This is a genomic window from Opitutia bacterium, assembly GCA_016217545.1.
Lineage (GTDB): Bacteria > Verrucomicrobiota > Verrucomicrobiia > Opitutales > Opitutaceae > Didemnitutus.
The window spans coordinates 134,351-157,053 of sequence record JACRHT010000012.1 but is presented as its reverse complement, the minus strand read 5'-3'; the positions used below and the strand labels follow the sequence as shown (position 1 = coordinate 157,053).

General features: G+C 67.2%; 15 protein-coding genes. 4 read left to right on the top strand and 11 right to left on the bottom strand.

The genetic code is table 11. The annotated features are described in order from the left end of the window. Positions 1–116: 116 nt before the first annotated feature. The 3 genes from HZA32_07695 to ggt all read right to left on the bottom strand — a co-directional run bounded on the left by HZA32_07695 (position 117) and on the right by ggt (position 2,924). Entirely contained in the window at positions 117–650 is a 534-nt protein-coding gene (locus tag HZA32_07695; protein MBI5423956.1) for a hypothetical protein, read from the bottom strand. A 136-nt stretch (positions 651–786) separates the two neighbouring features. Continuing rightward, positions 787–1,098, bottom strand: a complete 312-nt coding sequence (locus HZA32_07690; protein ID MBI5423955.1) for a hypothetical protein — start codon at positions 1,096–1,098, stop codon at positions 787–789. Positions 1,099–1,148: 50 nt separating this feature from the next. Next, complete coding sequence (gene ggt / locus HZA32_07685) at positions 1,149–2,924, bottom strand: gamma-glutamyltransferase (GenBank protein MBI5423954.1); 1,776 nt, start codon at positions 2,922–2,924, stop codon at positions 1,149–1,151. A gap of 215 nt (positions 2,925–3,139) precedes the next feature. On the opposite strand from ggt, the gene HZA32_07680 reads away from it, so the two are divergent. Continuing rightward, positions 3,140–5,827: a TonB-dependent receptor gene (locus tag HZA32_07680; GenBank protein ID MBI5423953.1), complete on the top strand. Its 2,688-nt coding sequence runs from the start codon at positions 3,140–3,142 to the stop codon at positions 5,825–5,827. A gap of 103 nt (positions 5,828–5,930) precedes the next feature. Here HZA32_07680 and HZA32_07675 read toward each other — a convergent pair whose 3' ends face one another. Then, positions 5,931–6,467 (bottom strand): hypothetical protein, encoded by a 537-nt coding sequence (locus tag HZA32_07675; GenBank protein MBI5423952.1) that lies wholly within the window; start codon positions 6,465–6,467, stop codon positions 5,931–5,933. A 70-nt stretch (positions 6,468–6,537) separates the two neighbouring features. Between HZA32_07675 and HZA32_07670 the strand changes: the two genes are divergently transcribed. After that, the gene (locus HZA32_07670) at positions 6,538–7,035 is read left to right on the top strand and encodes a DUF5069 domain-containing protein (GenBank protein MBI5423951.1); all 498 of its coding nucleotides are present in this window, start codon (positions 6,538–6,540) and stop codon (positions 7,033–7,035) included. 259 nt (positions 7,036–7,294) lie between these two features. Here the strand turns inward: HZA32_07670 and HZA32_07665 are convergent, their stop codons facing one another. The 3 genes from HZA32_07665 to HZA32_07655 all read right to left on the bottom strand — a co-directional run bounded on the left by HZA32_07665 (position 7,295) and on the right by HZA32_07655 (position 11,953). Further along, the gene (locus HZA32_07665; GenBank protein ID MBI5423950.1) at positions 7,295–8,116 is read right to left on the bottom strand and encodes an arylamine N-acetyltransferase; all 822 of its coding nucleotides are present in this window, start codon (positions 8,114–8,116) and stop codon (positions 7,295–7,297) included. A gap of 102 nt (positions 8,117–8,218) precedes the next feature. Further along, positions 8,219–10,399 (bottom strand): AMP-binding protein, encoded by a 2,181-nt coding sequence (locus HZA32_07660; GenBank protein MBI5423949.1) that lies wholly within the window; start codon positions 10,397–10,399, stop codon positions 8,219–8,221. 120 nt (positions 10,400–10,519) lie between these two features. Beyond that, positions 10,520–11,953, bottom strand: coding sequence for a PQQ-dependent sugar dehydrogenase (locus HZA32_07655; GenBank protein MBI5423948.1), 1,434 nt, complete (start codon positions 11,951–11,953; stop codon positions 10,520–10,522). A gap of 128 nt (positions 11,954–12,081) precedes the next feature. On the opposite strand from HZA32_07655, the gene HZA32_07650 reads away from it, so the two are divergent. After that, positions 12,082–12,966: an NAD(P)-dependent oxidoreductase gene (locus HZA32_07650; protein ID MBI5423947.1), complete on the top strand. Its 885-nt coding sequence runs from the start codon at positions 12,082–12,084 to the stop codon at positions 12,964–12,966. Positions 12,967–13,202: 236 nt separating this feature from the next. On the opposite strand, the gene HZA32_07645 is transcribed toward HZA32_07650, so the two are convergent. Then, on the bottom strand, positions 13,203–14,966 hold the full coding sequence (locus tag HZA32_07645) for a DUF885 domain-containing protein (GenBank protein ID MBI5423946.1): 1,764 nt from the start codon (positions 14,964–14,966) through the stop codon (positions 13,203–13,205). A gap of 164 nt (positions 14,967–15,130) precedes the next feature. On the opposite strand from HZA32_07645, the gene HZA32_07640 reads away from it, so the two are divergent. Then, positions 15,131–16,309, top strand: a complete 1,179-nt coding sequence (locus HZA32_07640) for an epimerase (protein ID MBI5423945.1) — start codon at positions 15,131–15,133, stop codon at positions 16,307–16,309. Positions 16,310–16,507: 198 nt separating this feature from the next. Here HZA32_07640 and HZA32_07635 read toward each other — a convergent pair whose 3' ends face one another. From HZA32_07635 to HZA32_07625, 3 genes are all read right to left on the bottom strand, one after another. Further along, the gene (locus HZA32_07635) at positions 16,508–18,559 is read right to left on the bottom strand and encodes a hypothetical protein (GenBank protein ID MBI5423944.1); all 2,052 of its coding nucleotides are present in this window, start codon (positions 18,557–18,559) and stop codon (positions 16,508–16,510) included. A gap of 62 nt (positions 18,560–18,621) precedes the next feature. Further along, positions 18,622–19,758, bottom strand: coding sequence for an SGNH/GDSL hydrolase family protein (locus HZA32_07630; GenBank protein MBI5423943.1), 1,137 nt, complete (start codon positions 19,756–19,758; stop codon positions 18,622–18,624). A 181-nt stretch (positions 19,759–19,939) separates the two neighbouring features. Further along, positions 19,940–22,687, bottom strand: coding sequence for a TonB-dependent receptor (locus HZA32_07625; protein MBI5423942.1), 2,748 nt, complete (start codon positions 22,685–22,687; stop codon positions 19,940–19,942). Between the last annotated feature and the right edge of the window lie 16 nt (positions 22,688–22,703).

The window sequence follows — 22,703 nt, the reverse complement described above, 5'->3', positions numbered from 1 at the left end:
TGGGCGCGTGGGCGGAACTCGCCGGGAGTTGCGGGAGCCTGTCTACAGGCGACACGAACGTTCAGTCGCGAATCGGCTTCGTGTCGCCTGCAAGCAGGCTCCTACATCGTGCGCGGTCAGGCGCAGCAGGCGGCGGCGGGTTGGTCGGCGGACGATTCCGGGGTGCAACAGGCGCTGTCCGTGCCGCGATCGCTGCCGCAACAGCCTCCGGTCAGGACGGCGGCGCGGCGCTCGGCGGCTTTGCAGCGGGCGCGGTCGGCGGTGAGTTCGACGTGGAGGCGTCCGTCGTCGGCGTGCACGGAGGCGATGTCGTAGAGGGCGGCGGGGGCGTCGCCGAGCGCCACGAAGATGCGGGCGGGCGTGTCGCCGTCGAGCGGGAGCTCTTTTTCGACGCGGTCGATGATCGCGAGGAACTTGCCGGCGGGCATGTGGTCGCGGCCGGGGAGGGCGGCGGCGAGCGGCGGCGCCCAGAGTTCGAATTGGGTTTCGGACCAGCGGTGGGTTTGCGCGCCGCAGTCCATCGTCTCGTAGGCGACGCGCTTCACTTCGGTCAGGTGATAGTGCGACGAGATCGCGGCCGAGCCGGTGCGAAACACGACCGGGAGCGCGGCGTGGGAGCGGAGGGAGGAGAGGAAGGAGGAGGTTTCCATGGTGGTTGCCACTGGCAACCAATAGTTGAAAGATGTCAATAGCAACTTTCTTGGCAGTGCGCGCGGTCGATAAGGGAAACGGGTCGCTAGCGCTCCCCGCTACAGGACAGCCCGGTGAAGCGGCCGAGGAACCTTTCTACGATTCTTCCTCAACGTCCTCGATGGGATCGACTGGGAGATACGCTGTTCGCTTCGGTCGCTCGAATACCCAGAGCAGACCGGCGGCGAGGACGATCCCCAAGTGGGCCTTCCAGAGCGTCTCCGCGCCCCACACCCACTCTGGCTCGTTCTCCTGAAGGCCCTGTCGCCGGATAAAGATCGCGCAGACGCTCGGAATGATCAGCCCGCAGGCGGCGAGCGTGACGGCGTGGGCATACTTCTTGATGACGCCCTCCTTGGGCGTGGTTCGCACCAAGTAGTCGTGCAGGGCTCGCTGAGGGAACTTCATCTTTGTTCAGTCGATCCGAGGCAGGCGGGGACGCCTGCGCTACTCGGCGGTCAGTAGCCGACGGCGGCGGCGTCGCCTTTGCGCGGGTCGGGGGCGGCGGCGCGGAGGCCGGTCTTCCAGTCGATGGCGATGGTTTCGCCGTCGCCTTGATAGGCGCCTTCGTAGGAGACGCGTTCGCGGACGGTGTGGCCTTTCGCGCGGAGGAGCGCGGCGGTGTCGGCATTCAGACCGTAGCGCTCGAAGGTCACGATGTCGGGCATCCATTGGTTGTGGATGCGCGGGGCTTCGACGGCCTGCATCACGGGCATCTCGTGGTCGATGACGTTCGTGATGATTTGGAAGACGGTGTTGATGATCGTGGGGCCGCCGGGGCTGCCGGTGACGAGGATGAGTTTGCCGTCCTTGGTGACGAGGGTGGGCGTCATGGACGAGAGCGGGCGCTTGCCGGGGGCGATGGCGTTGGCCTCGCCTTGGATGAGGCCGTAGGCGTTCGGCGTGCCGACTTGCGAGGTGAAGTCGTCCATTTCGTTGTTCATGAGGATGCCGGTGCCGGGGATCGTGACGCCGGAGCCGTAGGCGCCGTTGAGCGTGTAGGTGTTGGCGACGGCGTTGCCGGCGGCGTCGACGACGGAGAAGTGCGTCGTCTCCATCTTTTCGCGGTGGACGAGCGCGGTTTTCGGATCGAAGGCGCCGAGGCCCGGCTGCACGGCGCTGGCGGGCGTGGCTTTGTCGGGCGAGAAGTTCTTCATGCGGCCCTGCACGTAGGCGGGGTCGAGGAGCGCAGAGACGGGAACCTTCACGAAGTCGGGGTCGCCGAGGTATTCGGCGCGATCGCGGAAGGCGCGTTTCATGACTTCGGCGAAGAGGTGGTATTTGGCCGCGGAGTTGTGGCCCATGGCACGGACGTCGAACGGTTCGAGCATCGCGAGCATCTGGAGGAGCGCGATGCCGCCGGAGCTGGGCGGCGGCATGGTGACGATGTCGTAGCCGCGGTATTTGCCGTGCAAGGGCGTGCGCTCGGCGGCGCGGTAGGATTTCAGGTCATCGAGGGTGATGTTGCCGCCGTGCTGCGCCATGGCGGCGGCGATGCGCTTGGCGGTCTCTCCTTCGTAGAATTCGCGCGGGCCGAACTTCTGGAGGCGCGCGAAGGTCTCGCCGAGATCGGCTTGCACCCACAGTTCGCCGGGCGACCAGAACTCGCCGTTCTTCAGGTAAATTTTTTTCGACTCGTCGAACTGCGCCAAGAGGCGCGGACCCCAATCGCGAAAGCCGCGTGCGGTGGTCTGCGAGATGCGGTGGCCTTCGGCGGCGATGCGGCGAGCGGGTTCGCAGACGTCGGCCCAAGTGACTTTGCCGGAGCCGTATTTTTCGAGCGCGAGCGCGAAGCCGGCGACGGAGCCGGGCACGCCGCTGGCTTTCCAGCCGGAAGTGGAGGAGCCGTCGCCTTTGAGCACCTTGCCGTCGGGGCCGACATACATGTCGCGCGAAGCGGCGGCGGGCGCGGTCTCGCGGTAATCGATCACGACGTCGCGCGCGGGCTGGCCGTTGGCTTCGGCGAGGTGGATGACCATGAAGCCGCCGCCGCCGATGTTGCCGGCGAACGGATACACGACGGTCAACGCGAGGCCGGTGGCGACGGCGGCGTCGACGGCGTTGCCGCCCTTCTGGAGGATCTCGATGCCGGCGCGCGAAGCGAGATCGTGCGCGGAGGTGACGATGCCGTGCGGCGCTTCGACCGCGGGACGTTGGGCGAGCGCGGCTGGCGCGCTGAGCAGGACGAGCGATGCCGCAACCAAGCCGGCGATCAGGCGGGAAGGGGTAAGCATGGCGCACGATTTGCCAGCCGCGGGGCGGTCTCAAGACGCAACTTGCGGGTCGGAGGCATTCGCCGGGAGCGAGGAAATCTGCGGGTCATATCCGCCTCGCTTGGCTGAGGTAGTGCTTGAGCAATGTCGGGCCATGAGTAGGTTCCGCCGCGAACAACACACACAACGTCGGTCCTCTGCCCCGTTCTTTTCCGACGAATTTGCCTAGCCAACCTATGAACCAAGAACTGACCCTCCGCGGGTCCAGCGTGAGCGCTGGCATCCGCCAACTGCGCGTTTTCGGCGCCGTTGCTCTCCTCGGCGGCCTCGCTTCGGCCGCCTTTGCCCAGACCACCCCGGCCACTCCGGCCGACAACTCCGACCGCGTCGGTGTCGCCAAGGACAGCGTCGTGAAACTCGATGCGTTCGTCGCGACCGGCTCGCGCTTCAACAACCGCACCGTGACCGAGTCGCCCGTGCCGATCGATGTCATCAGCGGCACCGAACTTTCGCGCGGCGGCTACACCGAGCCCGCGCAGATGATCCAGGCGCAGGTGCCGTCGTTCAACTTCCCGCGTCCGTCGCTGACGGACGGCACGGACCACGTCCGCCCCGCCACGTTGCGCGGCCTCGCGCCCGACCAGGTGCTCCTGCTCGTCAACGGCAAGCGCCGCCACACCAGCTCGCTGGTGAACCTCAACGGCTCGATCGGACGCGGCTCGGTTTCGACCGACTTCAACGCGCTGCCCGCCGCCGCGATCGGCCGCATCGAAGTGCTGCGCGACGGCGCCTCGGCCCAATACGGCTCCGATGCCATCGCGGGCGTCATCAACGTCATCCTCCGCCACGACACCGGTTGGGGCGGCGACGTCTCCTTCGCGCAGACGGGCGTCGGCGACGGCGACGATTTCAAGATCAGCGCCTACGCCGGCACGAAGCTCGGTGACGCCGGCTCGCTCTTCCTCACCGCCTGGTCGCGCGACAAGGATCCGACCAACCGCATCGAGGCCGACACGCGCCAGCAGTATTTCGGCAACGGCGGCACCTCGACCATCTCGGGCAACTACGGCTCCGGCACCGGCCTCTCTGCCTCGAACGGCACCCTCGATCCGCGCGAGCAGACCGTGAACCGCTTCAACCACCGCTTCGGCGACCCGATGGTCAAGGAAAACGGCGCGTGGTTCAACGGCGAGTATCCGCTCCGCGACGGCCTCGAGCTCTACTTCTTCGGCGGCTTCAGCAACCGCCACGCGAACGGCGCCGGATTCTTCCGCCGCGCGGGCGACGACCGCACGATCCGCGCGATTTATCCCGACGGCTTCCTGCCCTACATCCAGACCGAAGTGATCGACGCCTCCTGGGCGGGCGGCGCGCAAGGCAAGGCCGGCGCCTTCGATTGGGATCTCAGCTCGGTCTACGGCTACAACACCCTCGACTACATCACCGCCGAGTCCGCCAACGTCACCCTCGGCAACAGCAGCCCGAAATCCTTCTACGACGGCCAGCTGAAGTTCAAGCAGTGGACGAACAACCTCGACGTGACCTCGCAAGCCAACCTCGGCCTGCCCACGCCGCTCAAGATCGCCGGCGGCCTCGAATTCCGCCAGGAAGATTACTCCATCGCGGCCGGCGATCCCGACTCCTACCGCAATGGCGGCTCCACCATCATCGGCGGCCCCAACAACGGCGGCCTCGCCGCCGTCGGCGCGCAGGTGTTCCCCGGCTTCAAGCCGTCCGACGCCGGCACGCACACGCGCGACTCCAAGGCGGTTTACCTCGATCTCGAGCAGGACGTGAACGAGCTGTGGCTCGTCTCCGCCGCCGCCCGCTTTGAGGACTACAGCGACTTCGGCTCCAACACCACGGCCAAGCTCGCCACTCGCGTGAAGCTCCCGCACGGCTTCGCCCTCCGCGGCTCCGTCGCCTCCGGCTTCCGCGCCCCGCACCTCGCGCAGGAGTGGTTCAGCTCCACCGCCACCAACTTCATCGGCGGCGTGCCGTTCGACATCCTGACCTTCCCGGTCAGCGCCCCGGCGGCCAAGGCCCTCGGCGCCACCGCGCTCACGCCCGAGAAGTCCACCAGCTACTCCTTCGGCGGCACGTGGAATCCGAACGAGAATCTCTCCTTCACCGTCGACAGCTACCGGATCGAGATCAAGGACCGCATCGTTCTCTCCTCGAACTTCACCGGCACGCCCGTGATCAACCTCCTCGCCACGCAGGGCATCACCGGCATCGGCGGCGGCCGCTACTTCACCAATGCGGTCGACACCCGCACCACCGGCTTCGACGTCAGCGGTCGCTACACCTGGAAGACGTCCGACCTCGGCAAGTTCACCTTCACCGGCGCCTACAACAACAACAAGACCAAGGCCACGAAGATCAAACAGGCCAACTCGACGCTCGCCGCGATCACGACCACGCCGCTGTTCGACCTCACGGAAACGATCCGCCTCGAGCGCGGCCAACCGCGCGACGCCTTCAACTTCTCCGTCCTCTGGGACTACGAGAAATGGTCCGTGCAGCTCCGCGAGGCCCGCTTCGGCAAGGTCTCGAGCGTGGCCTTCACGAGCGCGACGCAGGCACAGATCGACGCCCTCACGCCCGGTTACAACGTCGAGTTCCGCCCGGCGGTCCCCGGCACCGTCGGCGGCACGACGACCAACCAGCAGGTCATCCAGACCTTCGGCGCCAAGTGGCTCACCGACCTCGATGTCAGCTACAAGGTCACGAAGAACATCACCGTTTCGGTCGGCGCGAACAACCTGTTCGACATCTATCCCGACCAGAACATCCGCTCGAAGATCTACAACGGCGCCCCGTTCAGCGGCTCCGACAACGTCGGCATCTTCCCCTACAGCAGCATCTCGCCCTTCGGCTTCAACGGCGTGACCTACTACGGCAAGGTCGCGTTCCGCTTCTAAGCTCGGGACGAACCCATTCGAAAACGCAAAGGCGCGGACCGAGGTCCGCGCCTTTTTGTTTCTGTCCGCTCCGCGTGACAGGCGGGAGGCGGACGGGTGTCGGTTACAGTTTTCCGGAGGCGCCCATTTCACGCGCCTTGGCCAGCGGCAGCGGCTCCTTGGCCGCGATCTCCTTCATGGTTTGGCGCTGCTTCTCGTTGAGCTCGCAGCCGCGCACCAGCAAGTCGGTGACGTCGACGCGATCCGCCGCAGCGACGCCGCGCAACGCCTCTTCGTCCCACTTCGACACGAGGCGATCGACGCCCGCCTCGCGCTGGACTTCAGCGACGCGGTCCTGCATCGCCGCCAACGTTTCCGGGATCGGAGCGGTGCTGAAGACTTGGAGGTGCATCTTCCGCTGGCCGGCGACGACCTTCTTTTCCAGCTCAGTGAAGCGCGCCGTGTCGCCCGCGGCTTTGGCCGCGCGGCCTTCAGTGATCATGCTTTTGATCGCCGCCTGCTGGGCGGGTTGCAGAAAGTGCGCGTAGGCGACGACGCGCGAGTCGTAGACGCCGACCTTGCCGGTCGGGGCGTTGGAAGCGTGGGCGACGAGCGCCAGCGCGGGTGCGAGGAGAAGGGTGAGGAGTTTGCGAGGGTTCATGCCCGCAGTATAGCGAGAGCGCGGCGGGAGCGTGATTTGATAAATTCAAAGCCGCGCATTGGGGCCGTCGATGTCCGCTGAAATTCGCGCATCGAACGAGAGCGGGCCGTCGTTTCATCGATATGCCCCACGTCTACAGTTTGCGCAGCCCTACGATTCGGTCGTCGGCGGCCTGCATTACCTCGGTCGGATGCTCGACAAGATCCGGCTCATGCACGCCGGCGACCTCCCAGCGGACTATCACAGCCACTACGGGTTGCCGGTCGGACTCGACGGACAGATCTGCGGATTTCTCGGTGTTCCCTTCGCCGAGATCGAGGCGCGGGTGCGGCAAGGCGGCGACGACACCGAAATTGCCGAGTGGATCTTTGCGCGCGGGTTACGGCCCAATCGCACTCAGGCGATGGTCTGGAACGAGCACGCGAGAAAGCTCGGGTGGAACGATCGTGTCACCGCCTACCTGGAGACTCTGAAACGGGAAGCCGGTCTGGCGCACGTGGCGGCCAGCACCTCCTTCGACCTCATCGAACTCAGCGAAGGCCGCGAGCCGCCGCCGCCCGTGGCCTGAATCCGAACCGGGCGCCGGTGCGGGCGAGTGCGGCCGGCCCGTCTCGCGGAGCACCTAAAGTTAGGCGGTTTTCCCTCCTGCGGCTGACGCGGTCGGCGGGTAGATTTGCGGATTAGATGATTCTCATGGAGCGGCACGAAAACATCCCACAGTCCGAAGTTGGCGCCTTTGTGCAGCGCTGCATCGATGCGGGCGCAATCTTGGTCGTGGTGACCAGACACCCGGATGGCGGGACTTTCACGGTGAGCGTGCAGCGCGACTAGCGTGCCCACGGCGCATCGGGCGGACCGAAGCGCGTGTCTGGCGGGAAAGGGAGGCCGAAGTGTTCCGCAAGCAGCGCGAGCAGGTCGGCGGCGGACTCGATTGTGCGCTGGTGCAGGATCTCCGCGCCGCGCCGATGCGTGAAGACGCCGGTGCGGATCGCCTTCCGCGTGCCATCGGTCTGCGCGAGCGCGACCATCAGGTCCTGTTTGAATTTCGAGGTCGGGTTGGTGCTCGTCCACCAATTGGCCACCTCGCAGTCGATCGGGTGTATCTCGGCGAGGGAAAACTCGCAGACGTCCGCCCATCCGTCCTCCAGGCGCGTCTGGTGGAAAATCCGGCCATCCTCCTCGCGCACGAGGCGCCGGGCTTCGTGCGGCGTCCCGTGCGGCTCGTCGAACGTCAGCGGAATGGCGCCGGTGAGCGAGGCTGAACCGAGGCCGCAATCGGCGATCCAGTCGCCGCCGGCGAGATGCACGCGGAGAATGAGGTGCGTGCGCGGCGGCACGAAATCGCGCGGCAATTGCCAGCGGGCCCGGCCGCCGAGCGGCGTCACCCGATAGCCGAGCGCGCGCAACGCGAGTAGCAGCAGGCCGTTTTGCTCGAAGCAATAGCCGCCGCGTCGCGCGTGCACGAGCTTGGCCACGAGCGCGGCGGGCGTGAGGACGATCGGGCGACCGAGCAGCACGTCGAGGTTTTCGAACGGGATCGCGGTCGCGTGGTGAAACGCCAGCGCGTGCAGCGTCGCGAGAGTCGGTTCGCGCGAACCGGTGTAGCCGATGCGGGCGCAGTAGGCGTCGAGGTTGAAGGCATCGGACATGCGGTGAGATTACCCGAATGGTGCCGTGGCACCAGTGGCTGTTCGGCGAATATTTCGGGCCGGACTGTGGCGGCGCAAGTGGAGCCGGGCGTTCGACTCGCGTCAGCCGGCCGCCGGGGCCGCCTGTGCGGGCGTGGTCTCGCCAGCCTGCAGGAGCCGCAGCAGTTCGCGATGGTCCGTCTTGCCGGAGCCAAGCTTGGGGATCGCGTGCACGAAGCGCAGTTCGCGTGGCGCGCAGAGATTGCTCAGGCCCTTCGCGCGCACGGCGGCGCGGACGTCGGCGAGTTGCAGGCGCGGCTCGTTGGCCAGCGCGACGAGCTTCTCGCCCTTCTCGGCGTCGGGCACGGCGACGATCGCGATCGTGCAGCGTGCGCCGAATTGCGCGGCGAATGCCCCGGCGAGCGCGTCCTCCACGGCCGTGAGCGAAATCATTTCGCCGCTGACCTTGGCGAAGCGTTTGAGGCGGCCGAGCACGGTGACGTAGCCGTCGGCGTCGATCTTCGCGATGTCGCCCGTATCATACCAGCCGCCGAGCACCTGGAACTTCGCGTTCGCGTCGGCATTGAGGTAACCCTTCATCATCGCGGGCGTGCGCACGAACAGCTGGCCGCCCTCGGGCACGCCGACGACGGGTTCGATCCGATATTCGACGCCCGGCAGCAAACGGCCGGCGGTCTCAGTGCGCGGGTCCATCTTCGTGTTGATGCACACGACCGGGCCGCACTCGGTGGCGCCGTAGCCTTCGTGGATCCGCACGCCGAACTTGCGCGCGTAGGTCTCGAAGGTCGCGGTCTGCACCTTTTCCGCGCCGGCGACGAGGTAGCGCACCGTCTGGAGGTCGTAGGGATGCGCCTTGCGCGCGTAGCCATTGAGAAACGTGTTCGTGCCGAGGAGAATCGTGCAGTTCTTCTCGTAGACGACGGTCGGCACGATGCGGTAGTGCAGCGGCGACGGATAATTGAACACGTAGCAGCCGCGCACGAGTGGCGCGACGATGCCGCCGACGAGGCCGAAGCTGTGGAAGAACGGCAGCGCGTTGAAGAACCGGTCGTCGTCGCGCAGGTCGGCGGCGGCGAAAATCTGCCGGAGATTCGCGAGCATGCCGCGATGCGAGAGTTCGACCCCCTTCGGCACGCCTTCGGAGCCGCTGGTGAAGATCACCGCCGCCGTGTCGGTCGCGTCGACCGGGGCATGCGTGAGCGCGTGGGCGAACGAGAGGAAGTTGCGCGCCGCCGCGGCGAGTTTCACGGGCCCGGTCACCTCGGCGCGGACATCCTCAAGGTAGATGAATTCCAGGCCGGCGTCCTGCAGCGGCTGGAGGTTGATCTTCGCCTTCTCAAGGAACGCGCGTGAAGTGAGCACCTGCTTCAGCCCGGCGAGTTGCGCGCACGCGAGCATCACGGCGGGGCCGGTCGAGTAGTTGAGGAACGCCGGCGTCTTCCCCAGCGACCAGAGCGCGAGGACGGTCGTCACCGCGCCGTTGACCGTGGGCAGCATCACGCCGATGCGCTCGCCGCGCGCGGACGAGAGATGGCGGCCGAGCGTGCGCTGGAGCACGTCGGTCGCGACCATGAGGCGCGAATAGGTGAACTCCGTGAACGAGATGTCCTCCAGCGCGATCTTGTGCGGCAGCGCGCGGGCGGTCGCGGCGATCATGGCGGGCAGCGTGGCCGGGCCGCAGCGCATCTCGGCGTCGAATTGCTGCAGCATGATCTGGTCGCGCAGCCATTGCGTGATCTTCTGGCGGGCGACGTTGTGCGCCAGCGTCGACGTGTCGGGCGCGGTGAGCGGCGCGCTGAAATGCACCGACACGCGCGGGAACCATTGCGTCCAGCCCTTGTGGCGGACCCATTTCACGCGGACGGCGTTGCGCAGGTAGCAGGTGATGACCTTCGCGCCGCTGCGGTGCACGAGGAACGCGGTGCCATCGTAGACGCGCATGAGGGCCGTCGTGCTCGAGATGCGGCCCTCCGGAAAGAGCACGAGCTTGCCGCCCTTTTCGAGGTGTTCGGCCATGCCGCGGACGGCGAACGACGAGGTGTTGTCCACTGGGAACGTCCGCGAGTTGATCATCATCTTGCGATGGATCCACGTGGCCTGTGCGGTGGTGGACGACGCGACGAACTTCCAGTCGTCGTCGAGGCACACGAGCACGAACGCCCAGTCGAGCCACGAGGTGTGGTTCGGGCAAAGGAGCATGGGGCCCGGGCCGCGCAACGCCTCGGCGCCTTCCACGCGGAAACGGAAAACGAGGCGAAGCAGAAGGCGGAGCAGGAAGATCATGCGCGGAGCGGGGCTGGGGCGACCGCCTCGACGCAAGACGCGCACGCGCGCCGCCGCAAAGCTAAAGACGGGGCGAAGGTTGCCCGAACTCGCGCGCGTTTCGCCCGCGGCGGAGGCTCCTCACTGAGTCGGCACCAGCCGCACGATGCGGTCGGGCTGGTTGAGCGCGACGTAGATGGTGCCGTCGGGGCCGGTCTGCACGTCGCGCACGCGGCCGAAATCCTTGAGGAGGATTTCCTGGTGCGTGACCTTGCCGCCGTCGATCACGACGCGGCGCAACTCCTGTTGCGCGAGGGCGGTGACGAGCAGGTTGTGCTTCCAGCCGGGAAACTTGTCGCCGGTGTAGAAATCGATGCCGCACACCGCGATCGACGGCGTCCAGTGCGTGACCGGCTGCTCCATGCCGTCCTTCGCGGTGGTCGCCGTGATCGGCGTGCCGTTGTAGTTCATGCCGTAGGTGATGACGGGCCAGCCGTAGTTCGCGCCGCGCCGGATGAGGTTCAGCTCGTCGCCGCCGCGCGGGCCGTGCTCGGTTTCCCAGAGCGAACCGTCGCGCGGGTCGAGCGCGAGGCCCTGCGGGTTGCGGTTGCCGTAGGTCCAGATCGAGGCGAACGCGCCGGGCTGCTTCGCGAACGGATTGTCCTCCGGGATGCGGCCGTCGTCGTGAAGGCGGTGGATCTTTCCGTTGGGCAACTTGAGATCCTGCGCGTTTTCCTGCCGGCCGCGCTCGCCGTGCGAGAAGAACAGGTAGCCGTCGCGATCGAAGACGATGCGGCAGCCGAAGTGCACGCCGCCGCCGGGCCGGTAGAATTCGAGCGGCGCGCGCCAGATTGTCTGCTGCTCGACCCACGCGCCGTCGCGGAGCTTGCCGCGCACGAGGGTGGTGAGGCTCACGGGCTCGCCGTTGCGCGTCGCGGGGTCGGAGTAGGCGAGGTAGATCCAGCCGTTCTCCGCGTAGCGCGGGTGCACGGCCACCTCGAGCAAGCCGCCCTGGCCGGCGTCGCGCACGGCCGGCGTGCCGCGAATCGGCTCGGGGCGCAGCACGCCGCGCTCGATCACGCGGAGCTGGCCCGATTTCTCCGTGAAGAGCAGGCGCCCATCCGGCAGGAACGCCATGCCCCACGGCGTGGAGAGCCGGTCGGCGACCGTCTCGAGCTTGAATCGGTGCCGCTCGCTCGCAATCGGCTCCGTCGGTTGCGGCCGGGCGGGACGCGACTCGGAGGAGGAAAACCCCGCGCGTTTCTCGCGGATGAAGATGACCATCGCGCGAATGTCGGCCTCGCTCAACTCGTCGCGGTAGCCGTCCATCGCGTCGTTCACGCCGTCGCGGATGACCCGGGCGATGTCCTCGTCGCGGTCGCCGTGCAGCCACTGGTCGTCGAGGAGCGAGGGCGCCAGCCCGCCCTGCAGGTTGCGGCCGTGGCAGGCCGCGCAATTTTGCGCGTAGAACTTGCCGATGTCGCGCCGGACGGCGTCGGTTTGCGCTGACGCGGCCAGCGTGCAGGCGAGCGAAAGGACAATGAGAGCGTAGCCAGGCGGCGTGGAGCGGGGCATGGCGCGGAACCGTGCGCGAGCGGCGCGTTTCCGCAAAGCGAAATCGCGGGAGGCGGTCCGGTCGCGCACAACGGGCTGGCACTTTGTCGCGGGATGGGGATGTTCACCGCCCAACCCACCACGCAAACATGTCTGAACGCATCGCTTTCGTCGGAGTCGGCCGCATGGGCGGCAACATGGCGCGCCGCCTCAAGGATTGCGGCTACGCCGTCACCGTGGTCTACGACGCCCACGCGCCGACCTCCGCCGCGCTCGCCGCCGAGATCGGTGCGATGTCCGCCGCGCGGCTGGCCGACGTGACCGCGGCGGCGGACGTGATCTTCACCGTCGTGACCGACGATGCGGCGCAGCTCGCGGTGTTTGCGGAGAGCGGCGATTCGCTGCTCATGGGCGCGCGCGGCAAGGTCTTCGTCAACTGCGCCACGCTGACGCCCGGCGTGCACGTGGAAGTGGAGCGCCGCGCGAAAGCGGCGGGCGCTTCGTCGCTCGAAGGCTGCATGGCTTCGTCGATCCCGCAGGCGCGCAACGGCACGCTTTACCTCATGTGCGGCGGCGACCGCGCGGTGTTCGAGCGCGTGGAACCGATTTTGAAAAATCTCAGCTCCGCGCTGCGCTACATCGGCGCCGCCGGACAGGCCGCACAGGTGAAGGCGCTCGTGAACATGGTCATGAACATCCACACTGCCGCGCTCGCCGAAGGTCTAGGCCTCGGTCAGGCGCTCGGGCTTGATCTCGACATGTTGCGCGAGGTGTTCGCGCAGACCGGCGCGAATTCGCAGGTGCTCAAGACCGACGGCGAGGACATGCAGAACCGCGCGCACGATTGCTATTTCTCCGCCGCGCACGCCGCCAAGGATTCGACCATCGCTTGGCAACTCGGGCGCGATGTCGGCCTCGAGCTGCCGCTCGCCGCGGCGACGAAGGCGCAGTTCGACCGGATGGTCGCGCGCGGCCTCGGCGGCCTCGACAAGAGCGGCGTGGCCGAGCTGACGTTCAAGGGCCGCCACGCGTGAAGGTAACCGCTTCCCGCCGGCCAGCCACGCCCGCGAACCGTCGCCGACCCAGAGTAACCTAATAGGTTACCGAGGGCGCCGGCGTGCTCTCCCGACTCGGTCGTGCGTCCGAGGGACCGGGTAACCTATTGGGGTACCGGGCCGGCCCACGGCTGGGCCGGCTCGGAACCGGCGTGACGACTGACACTACGGCGCGCGTGGTTGAGCGTGCACGAAGGCAATCCGAGTCGCGTCGCTTACTTCTGCGCGGCGACCCACTCGTTCACGACCTGTTCGAGCACGGCGAGCGGGACGTTGCCAGTTTGGAGGACGAGGTTGTGGAACTTCTTGATCTCGAACTTCGGCCCGAGCGCCTGCTGCGCCTGGCCGCGCAGCTCGAGGATTTTCAGCATGCCGATCTTGTAGGCGCAGGCTTGGCCGGGATTCATCACGTAGCGCTCCACCTCGGAGGCCTTGATGCCGTAGTCGATCGCCTGCTGGCGCGTCCACTTGAAGGCGTGGAGGCCGGTGTCGACGACGAGGCGGCGCGCGCGGAACAGCTCGTCGTCGAGCTGGCCAAGGCGGCCGACAACGTCGCCTTCATACCAGTTGTTTTCTGCGGCGAGTTGCTCGGCGTAGAGCGCCCAGCCCTCGGCGTAGGCGGACCCGCCGCTGAATACGCCGTCGCGGCGGTAGCGCGGCAGGCCCTCGGTCTCGCGCTGGAGCGCGATCTGGAAATGGTGGCCGGGGACGCCCTCGTGGTAGACGAGCGTGCGCATGGTCGCGATTTCGAAGGTCGGGCCGGGCAGCGGCGCCCAGAAGATGCCGGGGCGCGAGCCGTCCTTCGCGGGGCCGGTGTAGTGGGCGGCGGCGGTTTTTTCGGTGAACGGCGGCTCGCGTTTCACGACGACGGGGGCCTTCGGTGTGAGGTCGAAGACGAGCTTTGCGCGCTGTTCGGCGTCGCGGAGGATCGACTCGAATTTCGCGAGCATCATCGGGCGCGGGTCGGCCTCCGTCGGCTGGCGGTCGTGCTCCAGTTTTTCCATGCGCTCCTTGATCGAGCCGTCGTTGTAGCCGAGCTGGCGGAAGTAGCCGTCCATCTCCTTTTCGATGCGCGCGACCTCGCGCAGGCCGAGCTGGTGGATTTGCTCGGCGGTCAGGTCGGTGGTCGTGAAGCGCTTCAGGGCGTTCGCGTAGGCTTTGTCGCCGCCCGGCAGGCGCCAGAGGCCGGCGTCGCTCGTGGTATGTGGCAACTGTTCTTGCAGCAGAGCTTGGGCGCGGCGGAACGCCGGGATGATTTGCTCCGCGGTGATTTTCTCGGCGGCGGCGACGAATTGCGCGCGCTCCTCGGCGGTTACGTCCTTCAAGTTCGCGGCGCGTTCGTCGAGCGAGGCGACGAAACGGTTTTCGCGCGGCGTGCCGGCGAGGAAGCGCTCGAACTGCCCGAGCGTGGACTTCGTGATGAAGTCCGGCATGAGCAGGCCGCGCGCGGCGGCGTCCTTCGCCTGTGCGACGCCCTCGTCGATGCGGCCGGCGACGAGCGCGAGGCGCGCGAGGTAGTTTTCAACGTCGCGCTGGTTGCGGATCGGGTGGGCCTGCGTGAGGAAGTTGACCGTGTTCACGTGCAGGCCGCCGAATTGGTTGAAGACGAAGTTGTAGTCGGCGAACGGCTCGCTCTCCACGATGCCGCGCAGCGACCATTCGATCGTAGCGGCCGACGTGCGCTGGTCGGCGCTGAGCGTGGCGCGATCGAATTTCGCCAGTTCGGCCAGCGCGGCCTTGGCGGCGGCGACGCGGCCGGCGCGGTATTCCTTCGTGTTCGGCGTGAGCTGGCGGTCGAGCGTGTCCTGTTCGGCGGCGGGGAGATATTGCTGGATCGTGGAGAAAGTGGGGTTGGCGCGCACCCAGTCGGTGGCGAACGACTCGGCCCAGCGGTCGAAGTCGGCGTTGGCGGCGAGGGCGAAGGCGCACAGCGAAGAGACGCTCAGCGCGAGCGTGGCGAGCAGACGGGGTAGTTTCATGGCGTGAAGTCGCGGAGCTTGTTGCGCCGGCCGGCGAAGTCGAGCGGGCTGCGACGACGGTCGCGCCGTCGCGCGCCGCGCAGCGTTCGTCGGAGGTTGAAGACTCCTCGCCGGATTCGCGTTGGCGTGAGCGGCGGGTTGCGCACAGTGGCGTCACTACCCCCATGAATCGTCGCGACATGCTCAAACTCGGCGCGCTCGCCGGCGCCGCCACGCTCCTCAACCGCGCCACCGCGCAGACCGCCGCGCCCGCGCCGAAACCGAAGCCGGTGCACATCGATCCGCTCAGCGGCATCGAGCGCGCGGCGAAGCCGTTGAACATCCTCATCCTCGGCGGCACGGGTTTCATCGGGCCGCATCAGGTGCGCTACGCGCTCGCGCGCGGGCACAAGCTCACGCTCTTCAATCGCGGCCGCCGCCCGAAGGAATGGCCGGCGGAGGTCGAGGAACTGACCGGCGATCGCGAGACCGGCGACCTGAAGTCGCTCGAGGGCCGCGAGTGGGATGCGTGCATCGACAACCCGACGAGCGTGCCGTATTGGGTGCGCGACGCTGGCCGTGTTTTACAGGGGAAGGTGAAGCAATACGTCTATGTCTCGTCGCTTTCCGCCTACGCCGACACCGCGAAGGCCGGCATGGACGAGACCGCGCCGCTCGCGAAATACACCGGTCCCGACCTCATGAAGGAGACGCGGGCCACGCTGCTCGCGAACATGAACCTCTACGGCCCGATGAAGGCCGGTTGCGAAGCCGAGGCGGAAAAATGGTTCCCGGGCATCACGACGATCGTGCGACCGACGTTGATCGTCGGACCCGGCGACGACACCGACCGCTTCACCTACTGGCCGGTGCGCATCGCGCAGGGCGGGGAAGTGCTCGCGCCCCCGGCGGACGACCCGGTGCAGCTGATCGACGCCCGCGACCTCGCCGAGTGGATGGTGCGGCTGGTGGAGCAGCGCGCGTTCGGCGCCTTCAACGGCAACGGTCCCGACTACGAGCTCTCGACCGGCGCGATGCTGCACGGCGTGCGCGCGGCGGTGGGCGGCAACGCGCGTTTCACGCACGTGACGGCTGATTTTATCGAGCAGCAGAAAGTGCAGGCGTGGGGCGAGCTTACCGTCTGGGTGCCGGGTCAGGGCGAGACGGTCGGCTTCCATCGCATGAGCTGGCAGAAGTCCGTGGCCGCCGGCCTGACCTTCCGTCCGCTCGCGGTGACGGCTGCGGACACGCTCGCGTTCTGGAAGTCGCTGCCCGACGACCGGCGCGCGAAACCGAAGGCCGGTCTCAAGGCCGACAAGGAAGCCGCAGTGCTCGCGGCGTGGCACGCGCGGGCGAAGACCTGAGAGCCTAGTTGGAGCGCGCCTCTCGCCGAAAGGGAGAGGCTGCGCCGGACTCCGTTCGCCGGCGGGCGGGCGACGGCAGCACGCGCCGTTGACGGAGGCGCGTGAAATGGGTCGTGGCGGGCGGGCCGAAAGGGTGCCCCGGCCCCAGCCGGAGCACCCTCGCCTACCGGTCGAGCCCCCAAGGGCTCGCCCGTTTTGCTACCAAGCATCGCCCGAGCGCTTGATCGACACGTTGTCGTAGTGCGCCTGGCCGCCGGTGACGGTGTAGTCGCGGTGGCCGAGGAGAATGGAGACAACGTCCGTGCCGTTGGCGGGGGCGGTGAAGTTGAAGGAATGCGTCGTCCAGGTCGTGCTCGTGATGTTGTAGCTGGCGATGGTGGTGCCGGCGGTTTCGTTCACGATCCAGACGCGCCCGTCGGCGCCGGAGCTGTCGACCTTGGCGTCGAGCGTCACGACATACGTCGCGCCAGCCACGTAGTCGGTCCAGGGCTGCTTCAGTTTCTGCCACTGCGTGCCGTTCGCGACGAGCGTCAGGCCATAGGCACCGCGGCGGGCGTTCGCGCCGTCGCGGTAGGCCGTCGTGAGAGTGGAGAGCACGCGACTCCAGCGGGCGGGCAGCGTCGGGTCGGTGGCGGAGGCGAGTTCGAAGCCCTGGTTGGTCAGCTTGACGGGGTCCCACTTGATGAGTTCGGAGAGCGTGGCGGCCTCGCTCGGGTCGGAGGGCGCGGTGGCGGCGTATTGCGCGGCGCCGATATACCACGCCATCGGGTCGAACTGCGCGAGCGGCACCCAGCCCCACATCTCGCGGGAGAAATCGTAGTCCGTGCAATAGGAGCCTTGGGTGCCGTTGACGAGGTTGTGCAGCAACGGCGCGGTGGTGGAGCCGTTCCACACATAGCCGGTGAGCGTGGCGGTGAATTTCGTCAGGTCCGCGCCGGTGAAGACGTGGCCGCCGCGGTGGAGCGAAGTGATGAACTCCAAATCGACGTTGGCGTGGGATGCGTCCTCGATTTTCGCGCCGGTGTGCGTGCCGTAGCGCCACAGGTAGGCGCTGCCCTGCATCGTGAGCAGGTTGGCGAAGAACGTCGCGCACTGGTCGGCCTTTTGGCGGTAAGCCGTGTTGCCGTTCACGTCGTGGAGGATGCTCTGCACGCCGAGCAGCGCGAAGGATTGGTTGTGTGGCAGGGGACTGAACGACGTGTTGGACGAGAAAGTGTCGTAGCCGGTCGGTTCCTGGTAATAGCCCTCGGTGGCGGAGACGTTCACCCAGGTGTTGCCGTAGAAGCCGGCGGGATCCTCCCACTTCGCGATCACGTGGTTTTCGAGGAAGGTGCGATAGCCGTTCGCCTGGGTTTGAAACGAGGCGAGCGCGGTCGCGTTTTGATTCACAAGACGGACGAACGCGGCGATCGGCGTGCCGATCATGCCGTCGACGACGTGATAGGCGAAGAACGGTGAGACGCGCATGTTGTCGAAAAACACCGTGTCGCCGCTCGTCGTGGTGGTGGCGTGGCTCAGCCAGATTTCGACGTCGTGGCCGGCGGCGGGCATGACGAACTCGACGGCGTAACTTTTCCAGCTGGTGGAGTTGGCAAAGGCGCTGCCGAGCACGGTGCTCGTGGTGCGATCGTAGACGAACGCGCGCGCGGCGACGCTGCCGCCGTTCTTGGCCGAGAAGGCGAGTTCGTAACGGTGATTGGGCAGGTAGGTCGGGATGTCGTGGTAGAGCCGCTGCAGGGTGGCGCCGGCGGTGATCAGCTCCGCGCCCCAGGTGAGGCCCGAGCAGGCGTTGCCCGGCACGTAAGCGCCGGAGGCGTTCGTGCGAAACGCGGTCGTGGCGGTCGAGCCGCTGCGGGTCCAGTTGGCCGGCAGCGTCGGGTCGCCGGCGTCGGCGGTCTCGAAGCCGGGGTTGAGCGCGAGGTTCGGCGAATAGCGCGCGGTGGTCCAGTCGCGGTAGCCGTCACCGTCGTGGTCGACCGCGGCGGTGAGCACCGTGTCGACGTGGTTGGTGAACTTGGTCAGCCACGCGGTGTCCTGCGACACTTCGTAGAGGTTGAGATAGCTGCGCAGCATGTAGCTTTCCTGCCACGCGAGGTAGGCGGCGTCGGTGCGCGCGGTGTAGGCGGAGCCCTTGGCGTTGTCGTAGGCGACGAAGTCGTCGAACCACGGATTGCCAGTGGCGCCGTGGAGGGCGCTGCCGCCCAGCGAGCCGGCGGCGAGGAGCGAACGGAACAGAACGCGGAGGTTCATGGGGATCGGGGTTTGGGGTTGGAGACGGCGGGGAACGGTCGCCGCCAGACCGGGGGCGCGGACTACGGGCCGAGAATTTTTCGCAGGACCGGTTCGAAAACGTCGGCCTGGCGAACGAAACCGAGATCGCTCGGATGCGAGCCGTCGGTGGTGGCTTCGCTGTCGTCGCCGAGCAGCGCATCGCCGGGCAGATAGTGGAGACCGGCAATGCCTTCGCGTTGGAGCGCGACGAAGCACTCGCGCAGCGCGGCGTGGTTGTCGGAGTGGAAACGGTCGCGCGCGGGCAGGAGCCAGACGTTGGGTTTGCGGCGATCCTCGACGAGCACGATGGGCGTGTCCGGGCGCGCGGCGCGGAGCTGGCGGACGAGCGGCGGACATTTCTCGCGGACGGAGGCCGGGTTCATGTTCGGCAGGCAGTCGATGACGTAGATCGCCGCGTCGATCTGCGTGAGGACCTCGCCGACGGCGGCGTCCATGTGGCCGTTGCCGGAGAAGCCGAAGTTCATCACCGGGCGGTCGAGGCGCCGGCCGAGGATCGCGACGTGCGTCATGCCCGGCCGCGAAGCGCTGGCGCCGTGCGTGATGGAGGTGCCGTAGAAAACGACGGGCTTGGCCGTGCGCGGCGGCAGGCCTTCGAACTTCGCTTCGGGTGGGACGCCGATGGTGAGTTCTTCCACGCCGTTGCGGAGCGGCAAGTAGAGCGCGTATTCGCGCGAGCCGGGCGCGAGGCCGCTGACGAGTTCCTGGCGGACGTGTTGCGAGCTGGGCCGCGTGACGCCGACCCAGCGCCAGCGACCGGAGTCGTCGCGGGCATAGAGGTCGCCGCCGCTGGCACCGATCGCGGTCTGGTTGGCGCCGGCGTTGGGACCGCGCAGCAACGTGTAGTCGACCCACAGTGTCGTCGCGTCAGTGCGGAAGCGCACGAGCATGCCCGCGCTGTCGCGGCTGAGCGTCCAGACTTTCTCGGTGACGCGGCCTTGCGCGTCGGCGGGCAGGCGGTCGAACCAGCGGAGACGTTTCGCCTCGGGCAGCGCGCGGCCTTCGACGCCCCAGTCGGTGGCGCGGTGCCAGACCAAGCCGGGTGGCTCGGCGGGCGCTTTGGATTCGGTGGCGTCGGGAGATTCGCGGGACTCGGTGCCGCGAAGAGTTGCGACTGCGACGAAGCACAGGAACAGAAGGTGGAGGAGCGGGTGGTTCATGCGAAGAGGGTCGACGGTCGGGTCTGGAGTCGCGGAAGCGCGGCGGTGGTTGACGAGCGGTGCGTGCGCCTTGTCGCCGCTGGAGACAGCGGCGACCACCTTGGCCGAGCCGCGGCTCACCGAGGACGCTGGCTGGCTGACGCTTCGCGTTGCACGCCCTACCAGTAGGCAAGCGGGCGGCTCAGTATTCGAGCGTGTAGGAACTGGTGAACTGGCGGCCGAGGGTGAAGTAGCCGCTGCCTTCGATGAAGATGTCGTCGAGGGCGTTTTTCACGGCGAAGCGGATCGTGTGCTTCAGGCGGGTGCCGGTTTTCCAGTTGTAGCCGGCGGCGAGGTCGAGAATGCCACCTTCCTCCGCGCGCAGGTTGGTGCGCAGGTCGGTCGCGGACGGCGTTTGGTCCATGAGGCGATAGCTGCTCTGGGCCCGATAGGCGGCGTTCAGGCTGAGGCCTTTCAGCGGACCGGTGCGCACGCGGTAGTTGGCGCCGACGGCGTAGTTCCACTCGGGCGTGCGGACGAGGTGCAGGCCTTCCTTCCACGCGTCGAGGCTCTTGACGTGTTTGGCGTCGACGGTGCCGAGCGAGACGCGGAGCGAGAGCGCGTCGGTGACTTTGCCGTTGGCGTAGACTTCGTAGCCCTTCGAGCGGTCGAGACCGCCGGCGATGAATTGCGGTTTCTGCGCGGGATTGTCGACGGCGCTGTCGAAGTCGGGATTCGCGATGCGGACGTTCTGGCGCTCGATGTGGAAGTAGCTCGCGCCGACGTCGAATCGCTCCTGGAGCAGTTGCGTGCGGAAGCCGACCTCCCAGCCGTCGCCGCGTTCGTTGGGCATCGGTTCGCCGGTGTGCGAGTAGACGTCACCCTTCGGGTTGAACGAGGTGGAGTGCGAGCCGTAGAGGACGGTCTTGGGCGTGGCGTAGTAGTTCAGGCCGACGTTGTAGGTGAAATCGTCGACCTTGGACTGCGTGCGGCCGGTGACGGTGGTTTTGTCGGGGCTGAGGCGATCGGTGATGACGGTCTTGGCGGTGTCGTAGCGACCGCCGGCCATGGCGAGGATCTTGTCGTTGAGGAAGCGCGCGCGGTGCATCAGGAACACGCCGGAGATGTCGTAGTCGAGGCTGCGGTTTTCCTGGAGCCAGGTGTAATACTGCGGCGTGGCCCAGCGGCTGATGGAGGTGTTGAACGCCGGGATCGGGCTGGTGCGCGGGCCGTGGAGCGAGCCGGTGTCGTTGGTGTAGTTGGGCACGGCGCCGGTGTAGGTGACGGTGTGGACATCGGTGGCGACGCCGCGGGCGGCGCGTTCGGAGATGCGGCCGTCGATCTGGTTCGAGTAGTCGAAGGTGAACAGCGTGGAGTGCTTCACGGGGCCGGTCTCGAAGTTCACCGTGAGGTCGGCTTGGAGGTTTTTCACGTCGGATGGCAGCTGGCGCCAGAAGGGCGAGGCGACGGTGTTCCAACGCGTGAACTCGCGGGTGGTCGGGTTGACGAGAATCGTGGAGCCACCGAAGGCCGTGTAGTCGTAGTCCTGCGTGGTCCGCGAGTCGTTGTAGGCGACGCGAAGGCTCACGTCGCTGGAGAACTGGTGGATGAGCGTGAGGTTGACGGTGTCGAGCTGGCGGTCGCTGTAGGTCGTGGGGCCGAGGGTGTTCACCCAGCCGTATTTGGCCATGAAGTCGTAGGCGAACGCGCCGGTGTATTTGTTGCGCGTGCCGTCGGTGGGATCGAGGCCGTCGATGCGGACGTCGATGACGGGGCGGCCGCGGTTGTTGCGGCGGAACATGTGCTCGTGTTCGAGGAGCAGCTCGGTGCGATCGGTGAGGAGCGTGCGCAGCACGGCGCCGAAGTTGCGTGTGCGCTCGAAGGTGAACATCTGGTCGAAATCGCGCTCGGCGTAGGAGCCGGCGAGCAGGAGCGCGGTGCGGCGACCGAGGGCGAGGTTGTGCTCGAGCTGGACGCGGCTGGTGCGGTTCTCGCCGACCTCGATGAGCGCCTTGCCGGAGTTCTGGCCGAAGACCGGGCGCTTCGAGATGTAGTTGATCACGCCGCCGGGCTCGCCGCGGCCGTAGATGGCGGCGTAGGGGCCTTTGATGACCTCGACGCGGGAGACGAGCGTCTTGTCGATGACGCCGTTGCGATAAAAGCCGTTGCGGAGCTGGTAGTATTGGGAGAAGCCGCGGATGGAGTTGCCGGAGCCGGCGCCGGTGTAGGACTCCAGGCCGGAGACGTTGCCGACCTGCGAGAGCACCTCGCCGAGATCACTGACGATGAAGTCGTCCATGAAACGCGTCGTCAGCACATCGAGCGAGAAGGGCAGTTCCTTGATCGGCACCGCGACGCGGGTGCCGCCGGAGGATTGGTTGACGGTCCACAGATTGGTTTCGCCGGCGGCGCGCACCTCGAACGGGTTGAGCGTCACGACGGTTTCGGCGGCTTTTTCCTGCGCGGAGAGCGGAGGCGGAGCGGCGAAGGCAAATGAGGCGACCGCGCCGAGCGCAGCCGAGAGCCAGGTTTTCCGCGGGGTCGCGGCTGAGGTTTCCATCGAAGAAAGGGGTTGGGTAGAGGAGCCGGATTGATTGGTGCCGCCGTCGCTTCGCGGGGCGGGGCGCGGCGATTTGCGGAGGATGCCGAACGCTTGGCCGCCGCTAACCGGGACGGCCGCGAACGGGGTGTCCGCGAGCATCTGCGCCAAAGCCTCCTGGGGCGTCAGACGCCCTTGCACCGCGCGGGTCGTCGCCGACTCCGGCACATCGGTGGAGATCAACACCTCGACGTTGCCTTGCTGCGCGGCGAGTTTCAGCCGCTCGTGCGCCGGGCCCGCGGGGATGGAAAAATCGATTGTCGGCGTTGCGGCGGCAAAGCTCGCGCTCACCACGTGCAGCAGCACGAGGAGCGGCAGCCAAAGAGAGCGCGCGAGACGCCGGAACAGCATCAACTGACGGGGAAGA